Annotated in this window: 16 protein-coding genes; 14 read left to right on the top strand and 2 right to left on the bottom strand. The window is 48.8% G+C overall.

Going from position 1 to position 18,115, the window contains the following annotated elements; genetic code table 11:
* The first annotated feature begins 12 nt into the window (after positions 1-12).
* The 11 genes from MJ595_RS20990 to MJ595_RS20940 are packed head-to-tail and all read left to right on the top strand — an operon-like array spanning position 13 to position 10,381.
* On the top strand, positions 13-1,506 hold the full coding sequence (locus MJ595_RS20990; protein ID WP_263080070.1) for a phage portal protein: 1,494 nt from the start codon (positions 13-15) through the stop codon (positions 1,504-1,506).
* The gene (locus MJ595_RS20985) at positions 1,484-2,470 is read left to right on the top strand and encodes a Clp protease ClpP (protein WP_263080069.1); all 987 of its coding nucleotides are present in this window, start codon (positions 1,484-1,486) and stop codon (positions 2,468-2,470) included. Before MJ595_RS20990 ends, MJ595_RS20985 begins: the two co-directional genes overlap by 23 nt.
* 35 nt (positions 2,471-2,505) lie before the next feature.
* Positions 2,506-2,886 (top strand): head decoration protein, encoded by a 381-nt coding sequence (locus tag MJ595_RS20980; RefSeq protein WP_263080068.1) that lies wholly within the window; start codon positions 2,506-2,508, stop codon positions 2,884-2,886.
* Positions 2,883-3,878 (top strand): major capsid protein, encoded by a 996-nt coding sequence (locus MJ595_RS20975; RefSeq protein ID WP_263080065.1) that lies wholly within the window; start codon positions 2,883-2,885, stop codon positions 3,876-3,878. The genes MJ595_RS20980 and MJ595_RS20975 overlap by 4 nt, the downstream gene beginning before the upstream one ends.
* Positions 3,863-4,156 (top strand): hypothetical protein, encoded by a 294-nt coding sequence (locus MJ595_RS20970; RefSeq protein WP_263080064.1) that lies wholly within the window; start codon positions 3,863-3,865, stop codon positions 4,154-4,156. Before MJ595_RS20975 ends, MJ595_RS20970 begins: the two co-directional genes overlap by 16 nt.
* A complete protein-coding gene (locus tag MJ595_RS20965) occupies positions 4,146-4,766 on the top strand; it encodes a hypothetical protein (RefSeq protein ID WP_263080062.1) in 621 nt (206 codons plus the stop codon). Before MJ595_RS20970 ends, MJ595_RS20965 begins: the two co-directional genes overlap by 11 nt.
* On the top strand, positions 4,744-5,154 hold the full coding sequence (locus MJ595_RS20960) for a hypothetical protein (RefSeq protein ID WP_263080060.1): 411 nt from the start codon (positions 4,744-4,746) through the stop codon (positions 5,152-5,154). Before MJ595_RS20965 ends, MJ595_RS20960 begins: the two co-directional genes overlap by 23 nt.
* Before the next feature lie 32 nt (positions 5,155-5,186).
* Entirely contained in the window at positions 5,187-5,930 is a 744-nt protein-coding gene (locus tag MJ595_RS20955) for a hypothetical protein (RefSeq protein WP_263080058.1), read from the top strand.
* Between the two features lie 3 nt (positions 5,931-5,933).
* Positions 5,934-8,726: a tape measure protein gene (locus MJ595_RS20950; protein ID WP_263080056.1), complete on the top strand. Its 2,793-nt coding sequence runs from the start codon at positions 5,934-5,936 to the stop codon at positions 8,724-8,726.
* Positions 8,726-9,016, top strand: a complete 291-nt coding sequence (locus MJ595_RS20945; protein ID WP_263080055.1) for a hypothetical protein — start codon at positions 8,726-8,728, stop codon at positions 9,014-9,016. Before MJ595_RS20950 ends, MJ595_RS20945 begins: the two co-directional genes overlap by 1 nt.
* Positions 9,017-9,055: 39 nt before the next feature.
* On the top strand, positions 9,056-10,381 hold the full coding sequence (locus tag MJ595_RS20940; protein ID WP_263078492.1) for a transposase: 1,326 nt from the start codon (positions 9,056-9,058) through the stop codon (positions 10,379-10,381).
* 256 nt (positions 10,382-10,637) lie between these two features.
* Here MJ595_RS20940 and MJ595_RS20935 read toward each other — a convergent pair whose 3' ends face one another.
* The gene (locus MJ595_RS20935) at positions 10,638-11,066 is read right to left on the bottom strand and encodes a hypothetical protein (RefSeq protein ID WP_263080054.1); all 429 of its coding nucleotides are present in this window, start codon (positions 11,064-11,066) and stop codon (positions 10,638-10,640) included.
* A gap of 33 nt (positions 11,067-11,099) precedes the next feature.
* Between MJ595_RS20935 and MJ595_RS20930 the strand changes: the two genes are divergently transcribed.
* The 3 genes from MJ595_RS20930 to MJ595_RS20920 are packed head-to-tail and all read left to right on the top strand — an operon-like array spanning position 11,100 to position 17,675.
* Positions 11,100-14,621 carry a hypothetical protein gene (locus MJ595_RS20930; protein ID WP_263080053.1) on the top strand — a complete coding sequence of 1,174 codons (3,522 nt, stop codon included), beginning with the start codon at positions 11,100-11,102 and terminating at the stop codon, positions 14,619-14,621.
* Positions 14,621-15,829: a hypothetical protein gene (locus MJ595_RS20925; protein ID WP_263080052.1), complete on the top strand. Its 1,209-nt coding sequence runs from the start codon at positions 14,621-14,623 to the stop codon at positions 15,827-15,829. Before MJ595_RS20930 ends, MJ595_RS20925 begins: the two co-directional genes overlap by 1 nt.
* Before the next feature lie 4 nt (positions 15,830-15,833).
* On the top strand, positions 15,834-17,675 hold the full coding sequence (locus tag MJ595_RS20920) for a hypothetical protein (RefSeq protein WP_263080051.1): 1,842 nt from the start codon (positions 15,834-15,836) through the stop codon (positions 17,673-17,675).
* 2 nt (positions 17,676-17,677) lie between these two features.
* Here the strand turns inward: MJ595_RS20920 and MJ595_RS20915 are convergent, their stop codons facing one another.
* A complete protein-coding gene (locus MJ595_RS20915; RefSeq protein ID WP_263080050.1) occupies positions 17,678-18,100 on the bottom strand; it encodes a hypothetical protein in 423 nt (140 codons plus the stop codon).
* Between the last annotated feature and the right edge of the window lie 15 nt (positions 18,101-18,115).

Genomic DNA, 18,115 nt, shown 5'->3' with positions numbered 1-18,115 from the left:
TTGGTAGCATGGATGCGTCTCTTTTGGTTAAAAAAGGACAGTAAAAAAAATGTAGTGGTTAACCAGGCCTATACCTCCGCAGGCCGAGGCCGCAGAAGCCAGAGCTGGTCTGCCCCTGCCAGTGGCCCCAACAGTGCACTGACCGGCAACCTGGGTACGCTGATCAATCGCTCGCGGGCCGCTATTCGCAATGATCCCTGGGCAGCTTCCGGGTTGGATAAACTGGTCGCCAATATTATCGGTACCGGTATTAAGCCCAAGTCAGAAGCTACGAATGATCGTTTTCGCAAGAAGTTACAAACCTTATTTATGGACTGGACCGATGAATCGGATGCGGATGGTCAGTTGGACTTCTATGGACAGCAATCGTTGGCAACTCGCTCGATGCTGGAATCCGGTGAGTGCTTTATTCGCTTTCGGCCCCGCAAGTTGGAAGATGGTTTTTCTGTACCATTACAACTCCAGTTATTGGAGTCGGAGTTTGTCCCCTGGGATTACAACGATGACCTGAAAAACGGCCATACCATTCGGGCGGGCATTGAACTTAACACCTTCGGTCAGCGTGTGGCCTACTGGATGCATAAGGCACATCCCTCTGATTACACCACGCTGGATACCGCCAATCTCCGTCGTATTCCGGCAGATCAAATCCTTCATATTTACGAGCCATTACGACCGGGGCAGTTACGGGGACAACCGCTTCTAACCCAGGTGCTGTTGCGGATGTTTCATCTGGATAAGTTTGATGATGCCACGCTGCTGCGTCAGGAGATTGCGAATCTTTTTACCGGCTTTATCACCAAGCCTGCGCCGGAACAGGAAAAGGTTGATCCACTCACTGGCAGACCCATTGTTTATGATCTTCAGGGTGTTCCCATGGTGGCCATGGAGCCGGGGACTATGCAGGAGTTATCGCCGGGTGAGGAAATTACCTTCAATACGCCACCAGGAGCAGCGAGTAATTACCCGGACTTTATCCGCCAACAGTTAATGGCGGTAGCCGCGGGTATTGGCCTGCCCTACGAGATTCTCTCCGGTGATATGAAAGGTGTCAGTGACAGAGCTCTGCGGGTAGTGCTGAATGAATTCAGGCGACGCATCCAGCAGATTCAACATAACCAGATTGTTTTTCAACTGTGTCGTCCGGTTTGGAATTACTGGCTGGATCTGGCAGTGCTCAGTGGTGCCATTCATGCACCGGGCTACCACACCCGCAAGGCAGATTACCGCCGGGTGAAATGGATTCCCCAGGGTTGGCCCTATATGCATCCGGTGCAGGATATGCAGGCCCAGAACCTGGCCGTTCGCAGTGGTTTCAAATCCCGTTCAGAAGTGGTGTCAGAGCAGGGCTACGACAGTGAACAGATTGATGATGAGATCGCTGCTGATAATCGCCGGGCCGATGAGCTGGCGTTGCAATATGATAGTGATGCTCGTAATGACCTGAAAACCACCCCTTCCACGGATAAGGACGATTCACCGGATGAACAAAAAACCGCTCAATAAAAGTAGAGCCTGGTACTCCCTGAAAAACCAGTCGGGCCAGCCCGCCGAATTGTTGATTTATGATGTGATTGGTGACTGGGCCGGACTCTCTGCCCGACAGCTGGTCAATACCCTCAAGGATATCGAAGCGGATGAAATTACTGTCCGAATTAACAGTCCCGGTGGCTCCGTGTTTGATGGCATTGCTATTTACAACGCCCTGCGTTACCACAAGGCTCATATCCATGTGCGTATTGAAGGGCTGGCTGCCAGTATTGCCAGTGTGATTGCCATGGCAGGCGACACCATTCATATGGCTGAGAACGCCCTGTTGATGATTCATAACCCGTTTAGCTGGGTGGGGGGTGATGCTGAAGAGTTGCGTAAGATGGCAGATATGCTGGATAAAACCACCGAGGTGATTGCCCAGACTTACTGTAGCCAGTGTGCGCTGGAACCCGAGGAGGTAAAAGAACTGATGGATGAAGAGACCTGGTTTACCGCAGAAGAAGCTAACCAGAAAGGCTTGGTTGATGCCATCGATAGCCCGGTAAAAATAGCGGCCAGTTTTGACTTATCCGGTTTCAACAAAGCTCCTGAGGGTGTTAAGTCCGATGACGCTGAAGATAAAGGTGTCCATGCCCTCAGTGTCATGCGTCTGTGCAATCAGGCTGGTTACCCGGAAATGGCCGAGCAGTTTCTGAGTCAGCAGCAGGGTATTGAAGACGTCAATAATCGTCTGGCAGAGTGTGAAGCCATCAAGTCTCTTTGTACAGCTGCTCACTGCCCTGACAAAGCCGGTAGTTATATCCAGTCTGGCCGCACAGAAGAGCAGGTGCGATCTGAACTATTTGAGCTACTCACCAAAGACGACAAGCCCATTAACAATACCCTGACCCCAAAGCAGCAAGGGCAGGTTCTGAAGCCATTAATTGATACACAGTCTGTGTATCGCAGACGCAACAAGCAAACCACCGCTGTCTAAACCTTTTCTCCCCACCCTTTCAAAGGACTGACCCTATGCCCGTAAAAATCGAGCCGGTACACACTGGCGAATTTATTGTGTCTGAAGGAAATAACTCAATCAGCCGGGAGTTGGTCGAACTGGCTCCGGATCTGACGCTGTTGCCAGGGACTGTGCTTGGCAAAAACACTGCCACCGATGTCTATGGCCCGCTGGATCTTGTAGCAGATAATGGTCTGCAAATGGCTGTAGGGGTGCTCTGGGATCATGTGGCGACGGATGCAACCGGCGGTGAAGCCGTAATTATTGCCCGGCTGGCAGAAGTGGATGAAGTCCTGCTTATTTGGCCAGAGGCCATCACCGATGAACAGAAAGCCACTGCAACCAATGAGCTGGAAGCACTGAACATTATTCTGCGACAGGGAGAAAGCGCATGAGCCTGCTGGATATATTTAACGACGATGCGTTCAGCTTAACCAGCCTGACCGCAACGCTGAATGATCAGTCCTATAAGCCGGGTCGTATTGGTGAGCTGGGGCTGTTTACGGAAAGTGGCATCAATACCACCACGGCCATTGTTGAGTCCCGCAACGGTGAGTTGAAGTTGTTGCCCACCACCGAACGAGGCGCTCCGGCTCCCCAAGCCCGAGGCGGTAAACGTCAGGTACGCAGTTTTGTGATTCCCCATATTCCCTATGATTCCACCATTATTGCTGATGAAGTGCGTAACGTGCGGGCCTTCGGTTCAGAAAGTGCCCTGGAAGGAGTGAAGACAGTGGTGAACCAGCGCCTGGCCGATATGAATGCCAACCATGAGGTGACTCTCGAACACTTGAGACTGGGTGCGCTGAAAGGCCAGATTCTCGATGCCGATGGCAGCAGTGTGATTTACGACCTGTTTCAGGAGTTTGGTGTTCAGCAACAGACCCATACCTACAAGTTCAGTGATGAGCTGACCGATGTGCGCATTGAGTCGGTGAAGCTCCGCCGTAAAGTGGATGCCGCATTAGGTGCCCAGCCTTACTCGGGATTAAGGGCATTTTGTGGCGCTGATTTCTACGATGGTTTGGTGGGTCATGAGTATGTGAAAGATGCTTACCACCGTTACCAGGACAGTGCTCTGCTTCGCAATGATCCAAAGGCAGGCTTCCGTTTCGGTGATATTGACTGGGAAGAATACCGGGGGCAGGTGGGTGATATCCCGTTTATCAAAGCCGATGAGGCCTATGTGATCCCTGAAGGCACTGGCATCTTCAAAACCTGGTTTGCTCCGGCGGATTTTATTGAAACGGTCAATACCATTGGGCTGCCTCGCTACGCTAAACAGAAGATTCTGGACTTTGATAAGGGCGTACAGATCCACACCCAGTCCAACCCTCTACCCATTTGTCTCAAGCCCCGGGCGGTGATCAAGTGCAAGATGAGTTAAAGCAACTGGATCAAGTCGTGCTGGCAACCCTGGGTCAACCGGTTCAGGTCGTTCGTCCAGGTGAGGCTGTCATAACAACGCAGGCGATCATCAGCCGTGAAGTAGTGGCTACGGGTAGCTTTGATGCGTTGATGGAGCAGCTTTCTGTGATCACTCTGGCGAGTGATATTCTTCTTAACCGGGGTGACAGGGTTGAAGCAGAAGGGCAGGCATGGCGTGTGGATCGAAAGCTAAAAGACGATGGCCAGTTTGTGGCCTGGAATCTCCATGAGCAATAGCACTTACGACTTATGGATTGACGGTGGCCTAGAACGCTATCAGCGTGAGTTTGCCAGTGCCCCTGAAAAGGTTAACCGGGCTGTTCATCGGGCTATGCGCAAACTGTCTGTGTATGCAGAGCGGCAGGTATTAAGGGCAATCAGCCGGGCTCACCCCATTACCCAGAAGCAGCTAAAAAAACTCAGAAGATTGAAGGTTAAACTCTATACGCCAAGTTATGGTCCTTCCGGTAATGTGGTGGTCAACGCATACACGCTGGGTATTTTTGTCGGCACCAGTGAAATTGCGGCTCATTATTACGGCAAACCCCTGCGCATGGCCAAGGGGGTTAAAACCGGCAGGATATTCTGGCAGGGCGCATTTATTGTGCCGCGTTTAACAGGCAATGGTGCTCAGGTATTTAAGCGTAAAAAAGAATGGCGTCACCGATATGTGCGCTCACGTCGCCAGGGACGCATGATGTGGATGGGGTTGCCCATTAAATTGGAGAAGAACAGCTTTCATGACGATGCGGCACGGGCGTTAAAGGATATTGAGCCATCACTTGAACAACGCTACATCACCCTGGTGAAACAGGAACTCCATTATGCCTTCCATATCGAGTCCTGAAGCTATCATTGTTGATGCCATTACCAGTAAGTTGGCTGCCGTAATAGATAATGTACTTCTTGGTTATTCAGCCACGGGGATCGATAATGGCGATCAGTTTCCGGCGATTCTGGTGCAGCTGGATACATTGCGTGAAATCAATCGCCAGGGGAGCAAAGCCCGCTATCAGTTTTCATTTATCATCAGCGTAGCCCTCAAAACACAGGCTGAGACCACTCTGGAATTATTGCAGTATGCCCGGCAGGTGAGGGAGGTCTTTCCCCTGAACGAAAAACTCTGCCCGGCGTCTATTAAACACAGCCTCAGCGAAACCGAATTTGATATAGCCCCTGGCCACAGTCAGTTGTCCTTTGCGGATATCACCTTGACGGTGGAAGCCATTCTTTAAATTCCCTCAAAACACCAACAAGGATTGTTTATATGAGCCTACAAGAACGTAGTTTTATTGGTGCGGGTCAGATTCATATCCAGCCCTATGATAAAAGCGCGCCTTTATTGCCCATTGGCAACGTCAGTGAGTTTACTTTCAGTTTTGAAGAAGATCGGAAAGAGCTGAAGAATTATCTGGGTGGTGGCGGCAATCGTAATGTCCTCAGCCGGGTTTCGGGTGTGACTGCTGCTTTGAATGCCCATGACTTTACCCCGGATAATCTTGCTTTAGCCCTTCGCGCTGGCATTGAAAGTGTGGCGGTTACCCCGGTGGTTGATGAAGAGCAGGCTTCGTTTGGTATTGCCGATGAACTGATCCCTTTCGATAAGCTGCCCGATAGCAGTCAATCCATTACCGTCAAAGACTCCTTGGATACAGTACTCACCGAAGGGGATGATTATGTCCGGGTTGCCAGTGGCATCAAGGTGGTTGATGGCGGTGGTATTGATAATCAGGGCGTCAAAGTCAGCTATACGCCGGTGGCTGCCAGTATGGTGCAGGCGCTGGTGAATTCGGGTAAAGAGTTTGTGTTGTTTATGGAGGGCTTGAATGATGCCCAGGAAGGCAGCCCGTTTAATATCCGGGTTCACCGGGTGAAATTTAGCCCGGTGCAAAACCTGGGCTTTATCAGTGATGACTTTGCCAGTATTACCCTGCAACTGGATGTATTGGCGGATACCACTATCAGCGGCAATGGCTTAAGTCAGTTTATGCAGCTGGATCTGGCGAGTTAACCCATGTCCATCAAAGAGTCTGCCATTCGATTGGTACTTAAAGCCAGGGATACCCTGTCTCGCCCTGTGCGGCGGTCCTCGGCATCTCTGGAAAAATTCCGCAGCGAAGCCCGCCAGTTAAAGAATAAACTCACTGAGCTGAGTAATCAGGATAAGCTGCTGGCATCGTTTAAGCAGCAAATCCAATCGGTGCGCCAGGCGAATCTTGACTATGCTGCGGCCAGAAACAAGGTAGAAAAATTAGCCGTTGCCTATAAAAAAGCAGACAAGCCGACACAACAGTTGGAAAAGCAACTGCGGGCTGCCCGTCGGGCCGCATCGGATACCAGTGCCGCCTACCAAAAGCAACGTGCTCGGCTGGAAGCATTAAGGGGGATATTAACGAAAGCGGGACTCTCTCATAAGCATCTGTCAGCTCAGCAGAAGAAACTAAAAGGAGAAATAACCCAAACCAGCAAAGCTTTTGAGCAGTTTGATCAAAAGGCCAGACGGGCTGCTACAGCCCTGAAACAAACGGCTTTTAAAAAGGTCGCCAAGGATGCTGAGAAAGCTTCTGGCAGTATTCAGCGCTTATCTGGTCGTTTTGCGGCATTGATCGGGGCGACTGTTGGCCTTTATGGGTTAAAAGGTGCCGTTACCGGTTTGTTGAATACTGGCGATCAATTCGAGCGTTTACGGGTTCAGCTCAATGCCATTATGGGTTCACTGGAAGGCGGCGAAAAAGCTATTGAGTGGATCAAACAGTTTACTCGGGATACCCCATACCAACTTGAACAGGTTGCAGAATCCTTTGTCCGCCTGAAAGCCTTCGGCCTCGATCCTATGGATGGCACCATGCAGGCCATTGTCGACCAGGCATCCAAGCTCGGCGGTGGGATGGAACGGCTGAATGGTATCACCTTAGCCGTCGGTCAGGCATGGGCGAAACAAAAGTTGCAAGGTGAAGAAATCTTGCAGTTGGTAGAGCGGGGTGTACCGGTTTGGTCGCTGCTGGAAAAAGCCACGGGCAAAAACGTACAGGAACTTCAAAAGCTCTCCACCGCAGGCAAGCTCGGCCAGGAAACCATCAAACTGCTGATTAATGAGATTGGTAAAAGTGCCTCTGGTGCTGCCGCAGAGAATATGAGCCTGTTATCAGGCTATGTCAGCAACCTGAAAGACAGCTGGAAAAACTTTCTGGATGAAATTGCCCAAAGTGGTGCGCTGGAGTACGCCAAGGCTCAGTTAAAAGCCATTGCTGAGCAGATCACTCGTATGAGCGAAGATGGTCGTTTGTTCAGGCTGGCACAATCTATCAGTGATGCCTTTGTGCAAATGGGCGAGGCTATCAAGGCCAACTTTGCCGGGATCACCTTTGATGATGTGGTCGCCAGGGTCAAAAGTACCAGTGATGCTATCAGCCAGACTCTGGCCGGGTTAAACCAGTCCTTTACGATGACTGGTAATGGACTAAAGCTGTTTTTCAATGGCTTCACCATCGCTGTTAAGTCTTTTGGTCTGGCAGTGAGTGCCGCCTTTGCTCAAATTGCTAACGGAGCCAGTGAACTCTTCTCTTTTCTTAATGCGGATGAGCTGGTCGCTAAAACAAAACGGGTTCAAGCATCATTACAAGCCACCAGTGATCAATTTGCTGAGCAGGTCAAACAGGATGCGAAGGATATTCAGGCTGCTTTCAGAGGTATCGTTGAGGGTTTCACTGATAGTAACCAACAAACCCAACAGGCTATTCGAGAAGAAAGTCAGAAAACCACAAAAAACATAGCTCAGGACCAGGGGGAGCTTCAGGAAAACCTGACCGCAACCCAGCAAGCCATGACTGGGCTACAAGAAAAAACAGAGCAGGTGACTGAGGCTACCGAAAAGTACTCCAAAGCCACCAAAGAAACCGCCAGCAAACAAGAGGCAATGAGCGAGGCTGCCGGTTCGGTCGCTGCTACTCTGGCAAATTACTATACCCGCCTTACGGATGAATTGGGCCAGATGAGTAATGCCGCAGTACAGGCATTTGAGTCTGTGCAGGGTGTCGATCAAAGCACCACCGGCAACGCACAGGATGATATTGCCAGCCTGAAAGACCAGCTTGAAGCAGCACAGGCAGAAGCACAGCGACTATCCGAAACTATTTCAGCCGACCCCACAGGCATTGATAGCTGGCTAACCAAAACCGGAGCCAATGCCGCTTATATCAAGGCGCAGTTTCTTGAGCAAAAAATAGCGTTTACAGAGCTGATGGAGGCTTATGAACAGGGACAGATCACCATGGAAGGTTTTATCAGTCAGGGTAAAACCGCAGCCAGTACCATGAACCTGCTGGATCAGCAAAGCCTTGATCAGCTGAACCGTTCGATTCAGCAGGCAGAGGCTAGCATGGAAAGATTAGTAGACAGCAGCCAAAGCACACTGGAAAGTCTGCAAAATGAACTGGATCGATTACAGGGTAAAAATGAGCAGATAGAACAACGCCAATATCAGGCCAGACAGCGCCAGCTACAGACAGAACTGGAAGAAGCAAAATCCAGCGGTGACAGTACCGCACAGCAAAACCTGCAAAAAGCCCTCAACCTGAATAGCCAGATTTATGATGAACGACGCAGGCAGTCGGCACAGCAAAAGCGGGAAGAAAGAAAAGCACAACCAGCTATTCAGGCACCACAGCAACCGCCAAAACAGAAAACAATGCCAGATAAAGTGATTCGCCTGGACTACCCCGGCGGTAATATCAATGTGGGCATAAATCCACGAGACGAAATCAAACTACTGGATATGCTGAAATATGCAGGGATGCGATCTGTCTGATGATGCTCGACCATATAGAATTGCCCGATGACCTGCTTTGGGTGGATGAGTTTGACTGGAATCCGGTGGCCCAGGATATTGACCGCAGTCTGACGGGGGCTTTGATGGTACAGGAGCAAGCAAAGTTGTATGGAAGGCCGATTACCTTAACTGGTGGTGATGAAGCAGGCTGGGTGACCAGAGCCACCATTCTGGAGTTGATGGCTCTTGTAGAAACTCCGAATAGAGTAATGACTTTGATTTTCTCGACTTTAGAGTTACCAAAGAACAATAGTACGATTTTCATCTGAAATCGGTTAATAGCAACCATCTCCAAACAAAATACAAAGATGGTTGCTATGCTCACTTCAGATCATAAAGAGATCCTCCGGGAGCTTGCCTTATATACAACGTTTCTTGCTTCAGCGCTATCCCCAACAGCAGTACCTACGTTCTGCGAACTTCTTTTTGGCTGCATGCTATCCGGGCAAGGCTTTGTCACTCAGGCGCTGTTATCTATTAATAACTTTCAATGCGTATGGAGCAGTTACCACCATTGGCTCTCTCAAGGCAAGTGGCGGTGGAGGAGCCTCGCATGCCGGCTCATTCAGCTGGTATGCTCAAAAGTACCACGGGGTGAACTTATCAACATTGGTCTTGATGATTGGGTGGTGGAGCGTTTTTCTGACAAGGCTCCCGCTTGCCGAACCCATCACCAGCACAGTAAAAAAAGGAACCGGCCAACGTATATCTGGGGACAATGCTGGGTATCCCTGGCTGTTGTATTTGAGCGGGCTAAAGATGAAGTATTTACTGCCATCCCTGTGCTTTCCTTTCCATCTCCTGCTTCAGGCAATGCCAGTAAGCTAAAAATCGCTGTTGCCATGCTAAAAGTGGTGAGACAAGAGGTGAAGGTGCAAGGACTGCGCTTGCTGACAGACTGTTGGTATATGAACTGGACGCTAATGCAACCCGTTCTGGAAATGGGCTATGAAGTAGTAGGGCAAATCCCGTTAAACCGGGCATTGTATGCCTTACCGTTGGAGTCCACTGCAAAAAAACGTGGGCGACCCAAAAAGTATGGCATCAAAATGACGCCCCCGGAAGTGGAGAAGCTACCGGAATATCAAACAACCGTAAGAATATACGGCAGATTTCGAAAGATACGTTATCGCACCCGGGTATGTCGGGCTCGCTTCCTGAAAGGCCGCAAGGTTCGGGTTGTCTGGGGTCGGTTTGAAAATGATAAAGGACTGACAGAAAGCCGTATATTCATTGCAACCAATACTGGACTTGAAGGTATAGACATCCTTCGTATTTATGCGAAAAGATGGCCGGTTGAACCCATGTTTCAGCAAATTAAACATTCATTTGGTTGCCGCCAGTTATGGCAGCAAAAGCTGAGAACTCTGTTGCGGTGGATGCATCTGAAGATGGCTGGATACGCATTATTGCAACTGTTGACCGTCTGTAAAAATCAAGCAAGCGTGGGCATTTCAAGGATTCCTTGGCGGGATCAGGACACAACCACCGCTGGCATGCTAAGATTTGCACTCGCAGGAATTATCCCCAGATTACCTATTCGTGAGGGCTGGAACCGATATAGCCAAAAATATGAGTTCAATTTTAATAGTTTGACTGACGGAATAGTCAAAGAAAAGAAAAAAGCGGCATAAATAGCGGCGACAACGCAATAATCAAGAATAATACCGAATCTGAAAAAACGTTTGGATGTATTTTTGCACACAATTTTTAAAATATAACCAGACGTTCATGTCATACTAACTCTAAAGTTAAGTTTGATTTTTTCTGATGAAAGAAAATTTCATGTTATTTTTGATAAAAGCATCAATTCACCAGTGACCTCAAATTTTTTAATAAAAAAATCTTATGAAAAAGATTATGATTTTCGAACAGTTATTCTTCGTTTAATTATAGTGGGAATTCTATATGCATGAGTTCATGGTTTTGTTGTAAATAGTCATAAGCGGTTTTTAACATCTGTAAATTTTTTGAGAATGGGTCTATTATCATTTGCTGCATCATGGGGAACTCTTTTTTAAGTTTATTGATGTTATAAGTTTCTCCATTTATAGCTGATTGCAAGTAATTTAATGTAAGTGATAAAAATGACCAAAATGCTTTATAGCTTTGATCGATTTGTATTATTCCATCAAGAGTATTATGCCAGTCTTCATGTTCCTTCAATTCAATAACGAATAGTTTAAGAAGATGCTTTGTTTGGTAATCATCTAAATAATCAGGACTTGGAATTCCTTCAAAAACTGTTGCATTACAGAAACTAGTTACAGTCAACAAATAAAATAAAAATAATGAATAAATTGCCCGGTAGCGTTTCATTTTAGTCCTTAACTTTAATTTTTAGGAGTGAGTATGGGAATTGGTAGTGAAAATATTAAACTACTCGAAAGCCAGCGTCTTACCGATGAAGAGGATGGCGGTGGCAGAGTTACTGGTAATGAAATCATAGACAGTAATATCAATAATCTGTTTCAGGATATCTCAAGAATAGACCGGACGATTGGAGATGTCGCATTAAGAAAGGCGTTTTTAGGTGTAAATACTGATAATGATGATGTGTATTTGGGCAGTCATGTCATCCTCACTGATCCACCTAATGACCCCAATGTTTCCGTTCTGTTGTTTAATACCGATAGCCAGACCGATGAACGCAAGGATGCCCGTAACCGGATAGAGGCCTATGTGGTGCCGAGCACCATTGCCAGTTTTGAGTTATTGGGAAACCAGATGGCCGGGCAGAGAAGCATCGGTGCGGTTCAGCGGGAAGAACAGAAGCTGCCGGAGGTAGGTGAAGTGTATCGGTTGCTGGATGAGGATACTGGCAATGAGCAGTTTATCCGGGTCACAGCGGTTGAGCATGCCCTGGAAACCTTTACCTATGAATACGCTACTGGCAGTTATATTGACCTGGTTCGCCGCAAGGTGGATATGGAAATCGGCTCGGCATTGGCCTTTAATTTTCCCGGCGGTCGGGTAACGCCCTCTGGCACCACCAAACCCAAAAGTATTATTAATGCCACACAGGTTGCAGATGCGGCCAAGTATTACAGTATCCAGCCTACCAAGGCGGACATTGCTCAGGGGGATTTAAGCGTTAAGGTGCGTTCGGTGTATGCGCCTTTAGTGCCATCGGCTCGGGTGGAAAGCCCTCTACTGGATCAATCCGGCATTTATACCGCTAAAAACCTCGTGCCCACCAGTGATAGCAGTCGTTCGGTATCCTGTCAGTTGATTCATATTACCGGCAACCAGAGCCGTACTTTTCTGCAAACCGGCGTTTTACCCGGTAGTGTGACATTGTCCCTTGAAGGTGGCACCTGGCAGGATGACAACAAGGGCGGCTTTATCTATAGCAGCGGTGTTAACGGCTTTGCCAGTATCACCCTGGATTATGAAACCGGGGAGTTGAATGTCTGGCGCAATAGCAGTTATAGCACCGGCCAGGCTTCGGTCACCTATACCCCTGCAACAGCCGTTGTGGGGGCAGCCATTAGCAGTTCCCTTGAAATTACCAACCAGAACCGGGGCTTTAACTACACCCTTAATCTGGCCGAGGCCAAACCTAAACCGGGGACGCTCGCCATCAGTTTTATTGCCTTGAACAAATGGCAGGATTTGATTGATCCCGGCAACGGACTTCTGGAAGGGAGCGGCACAGGCACTATGGATTTTGCTACCGGCAGTGTTTCTCTCACCCTTGATGCTATGCCAGACCCGGACAGTGCCATTGTCTTTAACTATGTGGCACAGAATGATGATGAAATGGCTATTCATACCGGGGATGCTGTGGCCGATGCTCCCTCTTTTATCCATGTCACCGAAAAGCCTGGTATTAAACCCGGCAGTTTGACGGTGACGTATATTAGCAGCACTGAAACTAAAACCCTGACCGATCAGGGGAATGGTGTGCTGTCCGGGGATGGGCATGGAACCGTTTATTATGTGTCGGGAGAATTGGGCTTTAAGCTGGAGGCCATGCCGGATAGTGGTACTGAGATCGAGATCAGCTATGAGCAAGGTGAGGTGGCAGGAGGGAATATTTCTGTAGCTGTTGACGGTGCCGGGATGATGACCGGCACTATTTCGGGAGCACCATTATTACCTGGCTCGGTCAGTCTTCAGTTTATGGTGGAGCGTGACAGCAATGTACCCAATACCGCCAATACCAAAGATTTCCAGAGTTATACCACCACCCATCAGAAAACTAAAACCCTGTATGACGATACCGCCGGAGGCTGGCAAGGCTTAACCGGTACCCTGGATTACCAGACCGGTGCCTTTAGTGTGCAGGCTATTGAGAATTATGACTATACGGAATACACAGTAACAGGAGGTGGCACTCTTGGCGGTGCTAGCCTGGCCAGTACCACGGTGACTAAAACGGAACTGTTTACAGGTTCAACGGTCATAGCCAAAGCCCAGGATAATAGCCTCAGCCATAGCGCTTATACCGAAACCATTAGCAATCCTGAACTCACCATTGATCTGCTGCCATTAATAGCCGACCCATTGTTACCGGGTAGCTTGATTTTTAGCTGGCAGGGAGATACCTATTTTGACCGGGATGGTTTGCTTTATAAATCAGTCAGTACCGCTACCAATGCCGGAATCAATGTGGGCACCATTGATTACACCGGCGGGATGGCCACCTTAGCCAGCTATCCCGATGGAGTCCCTGGCACTGTCACTATTGAAGCCGCAGCTACTATTCGATCGGGCTTTAAAACCGATGCGGTTTCATTCAGAACACCGGGCGCTCCCATTCGTATTGGAAGCTTGCAGCTCACTGCGATTCGGGCAGATAACGCGGAGATCATTACCGCCACCGCAGATTTTAATGGCGCGTTTAATACGGCAGAGGTTCAGGGAAAAATAGATACGGCTACCGGCTGGTGTGAACTTCAGTTTACCGATGGGGCTGAGTCTATTTATGTGATTCCCCAAAGCATTCGCTATAACTGCGTGGTAGAAACCAACCTGCCGCTGGATGCCGGATTAATTGGACTGGACCCGGTGCGTTTACCACCCGACGGCCAAGTGCCGGTATTTCGTCCCGGCGATATTGTGGTGATTAATCACACCAGCAGCACAGATTTGGCTACGCCTAATGCCGGTCAGGCAGTTAACCTCAGCCGTAACCATCAGGCAGAGATCATCATTGAAGATAGTGACGGCACCTTGCTGGATACTAATCAGTATACCGTTGACCGGGAGGCGGGACAGATCACTTTTGCCGATCCGTTAAGCCTGATGGATGTTGAAGGCAATCCACTCACCGCACCTTTTACCGCAAAAGACCGGGTGGAACATATGAGCGTGGTGAGTGATGTGCAGATTAACGGTGAGCTGTCCATTATCGCCCCTGTCCCCTGGGACTTGCCTGCCGGGGAAACCACGGTCAGCAGTGCCGTAGTCTATGGTGATTTACAGGCAAGGGTTCACCATTTTTATAGCCAAAAGGTGTGGGATAACGGCTCACCCAACTGGAGTGATGACCGTATCGGTGACCAGACCACCGCACAATACAACACCATTAACTACCCGGTAGAGGTCACCAATAAAGGCGCTATCGATGGTCGGTGGGCCATACTCTTTACCAGTACCAATAGCTTTCAGGTGGTGGAAGAAAAACTGGGGATTATCGCCTCCGGCAATACCGACACCGATACGGCTCCCATAAACCCGGAAACCAATGTTCCTTATTTTACCCTGAAAAAAGAAGGCTGGGGCACAGGCTGGTCTGCGGGTAATGCCATTCGCTTTAATACCGATGGCTGTCTGGCTCCTTTGTGGATTTGCCGGACGGTGCTGGCCGGTCAGGGTACAGAGAAAAACGACAGGTTTACCTTGCAGATTCGGGGAGACGCAGACTGATGGCGGGGGTATTTTTTGATAAGGACAATATAGAGGGCTATCTGGAGACAAACCAGTATAGCCCCTTTGGCTTTCATGTTGGGGTTCCTTATTTTAGCCATAATGGTTATAGGCATAAAATCTGGATGCTGCTGGAGCGCGGGGAAGGTTCTGATAACTCCCCCTTGGTGAATATAGTGACTAATGAAGGCAATACCGCTCTCTATGTTCGGCTTACAGATGGCAAGCTGGATTGCAAAATTCAGATATATAATAATCCATCCCGCTATTTTCAGTTTACCACCGTCGATCCTTTGCCCCTTGATGAGCTTATAGAAATAGCGGCTATTTTTGATTACCCCGGCAAATATGCCGATAACGGTAATTTAAAAATTTATATCAATGGCACTTCTGTCGCAGTGACAACAGCGGGTTACTATCCCAGTACTTCAAACACTATTTTTGACACATGTATTAAGGTAGACATTGGCAGGGGCGATGCGACTATTGATGTGGCAAAAAATGTGTTTATCAAAGACCTGGCTATTCTGCCTGAAGCTGTTTCTGGTTCTCCTGCTCCCGATAACTTCCAGTTAAGCATCGGAAAATGGCAGGGGGATTTTAGTTCTTCAGATGACCTGAAATTAGTCTGCTCTCGAACCAACTACGATGGCGATGCGCCATTAACCCTTATTAACTCCGGCGTTAGTTGGATTGAGGGCAATGGTCTCCCAGATGACACAGGAGGAGCGGGTGGAATTATTATTCCCGGCAATGGCAACACTACCACCATTCAGGGAACAGTGACAGAAGACGGTATTCCGGTATCACGGCGGGTCTTTGCCATTACCCAGTCCTTACTGGAAGTGGCAGGCAGTGAGCAAACCCGGCATGCAGTCCTGGATAGCACCCTGAGCGATCCGGCCACCGGTGACTATGCGCTGGATACCAGTCCCTATGAAGGGGAGGTGCTGGTATTAGCGATGGATAACTATGGCCAGCCATGGCAACCGGACACTGATTATCAGGTAGGTGACGTTATCCGCCCTGTCCAGTTTCAGGGCTATATTTATATTTGCACCATAGCCGGAACCGGTGACAGCACCGAGCCTCAATGGTGGTTTGATACGGAAAATAATCAGGCCATAGGTACTGCACAATTCAAGGCCAAGCCTTACACTCGCCCCTTAGCTCACGGTCCACTATTGCCAGAAATTATCCCGTCATAAGACCATGGCTTACCAACCTCCGGTCAGGGCAGACTTTGCTTTTGCTTCTGAATTCTACCTTCCTAGGTCCCGCTTTAGCTTTTATCCCAAACCCAGCGTTATCTTTCTGCCACCGCCTTCTGTGGTCAGCGAGTACCAGTCGCAATGGAGCAAAGGCTTTAACTGTGAAATCAGCAAAGAAAGCCTGTATCTAAATGCCAGCAGGCAATACAGTGAGCACACAGTTAGTTCAAAAAATGCAACAATAAACAGCGTATTGTTTCAGCTTAACTGGGGCAGGCTGGCCTATAGGGAAGTCAATGTATCAGCCAGATTTAAACCGGCTCAGCCCAAAGACAATAAAAAAACAGACCAATGGATTCAGCTAACGGTAAGGGATCAACAACAGCAAAGCCCGTGGGATCAAAGTATTCAGAGTCAGGACCGACAGCAAGATCACCACTGGCAAATCCCTCCCAGAAAGGATAAACAGCAGACTGAATCCTTTTACCGGGTGGATGAATTTACAGAAAAAATAGAGGATGAATATCAAGGCTATCAGCCAGCCGCTTCAATCCTCCTTGATTTTTACTTTAGCCATCGCCGCTATAGCCCATTATCAACGCCTGCCGTTTACTTCCGTTTTAGCGTCCGCCCTGAAAAGCAGGCAATTCGCCCAAAAGATTCTCGTCTAAACCAGCACTTTTACAGTCATCAGGCACAGGATCAGCCGGTCAAAATCCCGTGGGGTTTCGGTCAGAAAATTACGGATGAGCATGTCACCAGTGAATACGGCGGCGAGACAGAACCCCAACCCGATAAGCCAGAACCCGAACAACCGGATATCAGGGACAGCTATCTTTTTATGAACACCATCACTGTGGTCTCTCTACCCGACCGTATTCCATTAGAAATGCGGGAACTGGATATAAGCCTCGATATTGATAGCTTTGCATGGTCGTTAAGGGGAGAAATATGGGGAGCCAGCAGCCTGGCACAGGTGGAGCCAGACAGTAATGGCATGAAGCAAATTGAAGTGGATATTAACGGCTGGCAGTGGGTCTTTATGATTGAGCGTTATGACACCGACCGGGCATTTAACCGGGAACGCTACACCATTCACGGCACCAGCCGAACCCGCCTGTTAGCCGCACCCTATGCACCACTAAGAAGCAAAAGCAATACAACCAGCATCAATGCAAAACAGGCGGCTACAGAAGAACTCACCAACACCGGCTTTACTCTTAACTGGCCCACCGAAGGTGATTACACCACCCCTGACTGGATCATCCCCGGCAACACCTTCAGTTACCAGAACCAAACGGCTATGCAGGTCATGGCCATAATCGCCACCACAGCCGGAGCGGTTATCATCCCCGATAAAAACACAGACACTCTCACTATCCAGCCCCGCTATCCGGAAAGTCCATGGAACTGGCCCGACACTACCATGGACAAAATAGTCCCCGCCAGTATGGTCATAAGCCTGAGTGCGAGCTGGCAACCGGAACCACACTATAATGCTGTTTATGTCTCCGGCATTTATGAAGGCGTATCCGTCAACGTCAAACGACAAGGTACAGCTGGTGATAATCCCGCCCCGGATATTTTTGAAGACTGGCTGACAGAAACCCAGGTCAACACCGAGCGAGGCAGAAACGAACTCAGCAAAGGCGGCAACCAGAGCACCACTACCATCGAGATCCCCCTCACCGACAGCGAAGCAGCCCCCGGCCTGATAGAACCGGGTAAACTGGTTGAGGTTCAGGATATCAGAGGAGACTGGCGTACCTTATGCCTCAGCACCCGTATTAAGGTAAGGATGGCAAAGGTTACTCAAATCATTGAGCTGGAAAGGCATTATTGAACTCAGGGAAAGAACTGTTGCGAAAAATTCAGATACCCTTGCTTTCCACCTTCTCTGTGCCATCGGTCAACAGATTTGATGATTCTCTTGAGGCATTTTTGCAATTCTTCTGACGTATTCTTTGGGGCATCTTGTTTCAACTGAAAGGTGAAGTGTTCATTCAGTGTGAGAACACTTTCAATCCCAGTGCGACCGAGCCGCCACTCACAGACGGTGACTAAAGCATGAGTGAGCTTCTGCTCAATGTCAGACAAGTGTTTATTTTTGGGCGGGCGGTTAGCGTATTCTGCTCTATAGTGTTCGATTGTTGCTTCGAGTGCCCGCTTTACCTCCCAGTCAACTAGAGATGGGTATTGACGAAAAATACTGATGATAGGGGATTCAAGGTTTTGAAGCACATCTTCATACTCTTCAGTAATATCCACCGCTTTTCACCTTAT

It is taken from the genome of Endozoicomonas sp. Mp262 (assembly GCF_025643335.1).
Classification (GTDB): Bacteria; Pseudomonadota; Gammaproteobacteria; order Pseudomonadales; family Endozoicomonadaceae; genus Endonucleibacter.
The sequence above is the reverse complement of the archived record's forward strand: the minus strand, read 5'-3'. Positions and strand labels throughout refer to the sequence as shown.

Excerpts from the sequence above, each read along its gene's own strand:
- MJ595_RS20925 (WP_263080052.1), top strand. The coding sequence starts at position 14,621 with ATGGCGGGGGTATTTTTTGATAAGGACAATATAGAGGGCTATCTGGAG.
- MJ595_RS20945 (WP_263080055.1), top strand. The coding sequence starts at position 8,726 with ATGATGCTCGACCATATAGAATTGCCCGATGACCTGCTTTGGGTGGAT.
- MJ595_RS20955 (WP_263080058.1), top strand. The coding sequence starts at position 5,187 with ATGAGCCTACAAGAACGTAGTTTTATTGGTGCGGGTCAGATTCATATC.
- MJ595_RS20990 (WP_263080070.1), top strand. The coding sequence starts at position 13 with ATGCGTCTCTTTTGGTTAAAAAAGGACAGTAAAAAAAATGTAGTGGTT.
- MJ595_RS20930 (WP_263080053.1), top strand. The coding sequence starts at position 11,100 with ATGGGAATTGGTAGTGAAAATATTAAACTACTCGAAAGCCAGCGTCTT.
- MJ595_RS20950 (WP_263080056.1), top strand. The coding sequence starts at position 5,934 with ATGTCCATCAAAGAGTCTGCCATTCGATTGGTACTTAAAGCCAGGGAT.
- MJ595_RS20920 (WP_263080051.1), top strand. The coding sequence starts at position 15,834 with ATGGCTTACCAACCTCCGGTCAGGGCAGACTTTGCTTTTGCTTCTGAA.
- MJ595_RS20960 (WP_263080060.1), top strand. The coding sequence starts at position 4,744 with ATGCCTTCCATATCGAGTCCTGAAGCTATCATTGTTGATGCCATTACC.
- MJ595_RS20935 (WP_263080054.1), bottom strand. The coding sequence starts at position 11,066 with ATGAAACGCTACCGGGCAATTTATTCATTATTTTTATTTTATTTGTTG.
- MJ595_RS20975 (WP_263080065.1), top strand. The coding sequence starts at position 2,883 with ATGAGCCTGCTGGATATATTTAACGACGATGCGTTCAGCTTAACCAGC.
- MJ595_RS20985 (WP_263080069.1), top strand. The coding sequence starts at position 1,484 with ATGAACAAAAAACCGCTCAATAAAAGTAGAGCCTGGTACTCCCTGAAA.
- MJ595_RS20980 (WP_263080068.1), top strand. The coding sequence starts at position 2,506 with ATGCCCGTAAAAATCGAGCCGGTACACACTGGCGAATTTATTGTGTCT.
- MJ595_RS20965 (WP_263080062.1), top strand. The coding sequence starts at position 4,146 with ATGAGCAATAGCACTTACGACTTATGGATTGACGGTGGCCTAGAACGC.
- MJ595_RS20940 (WP_263078492.1), top strand. The coding sequence starts at position 9,056 with ATGGTTGCTATGCTCACTTCAGATCATAAAGAGATCCTCCGGGAGCTT.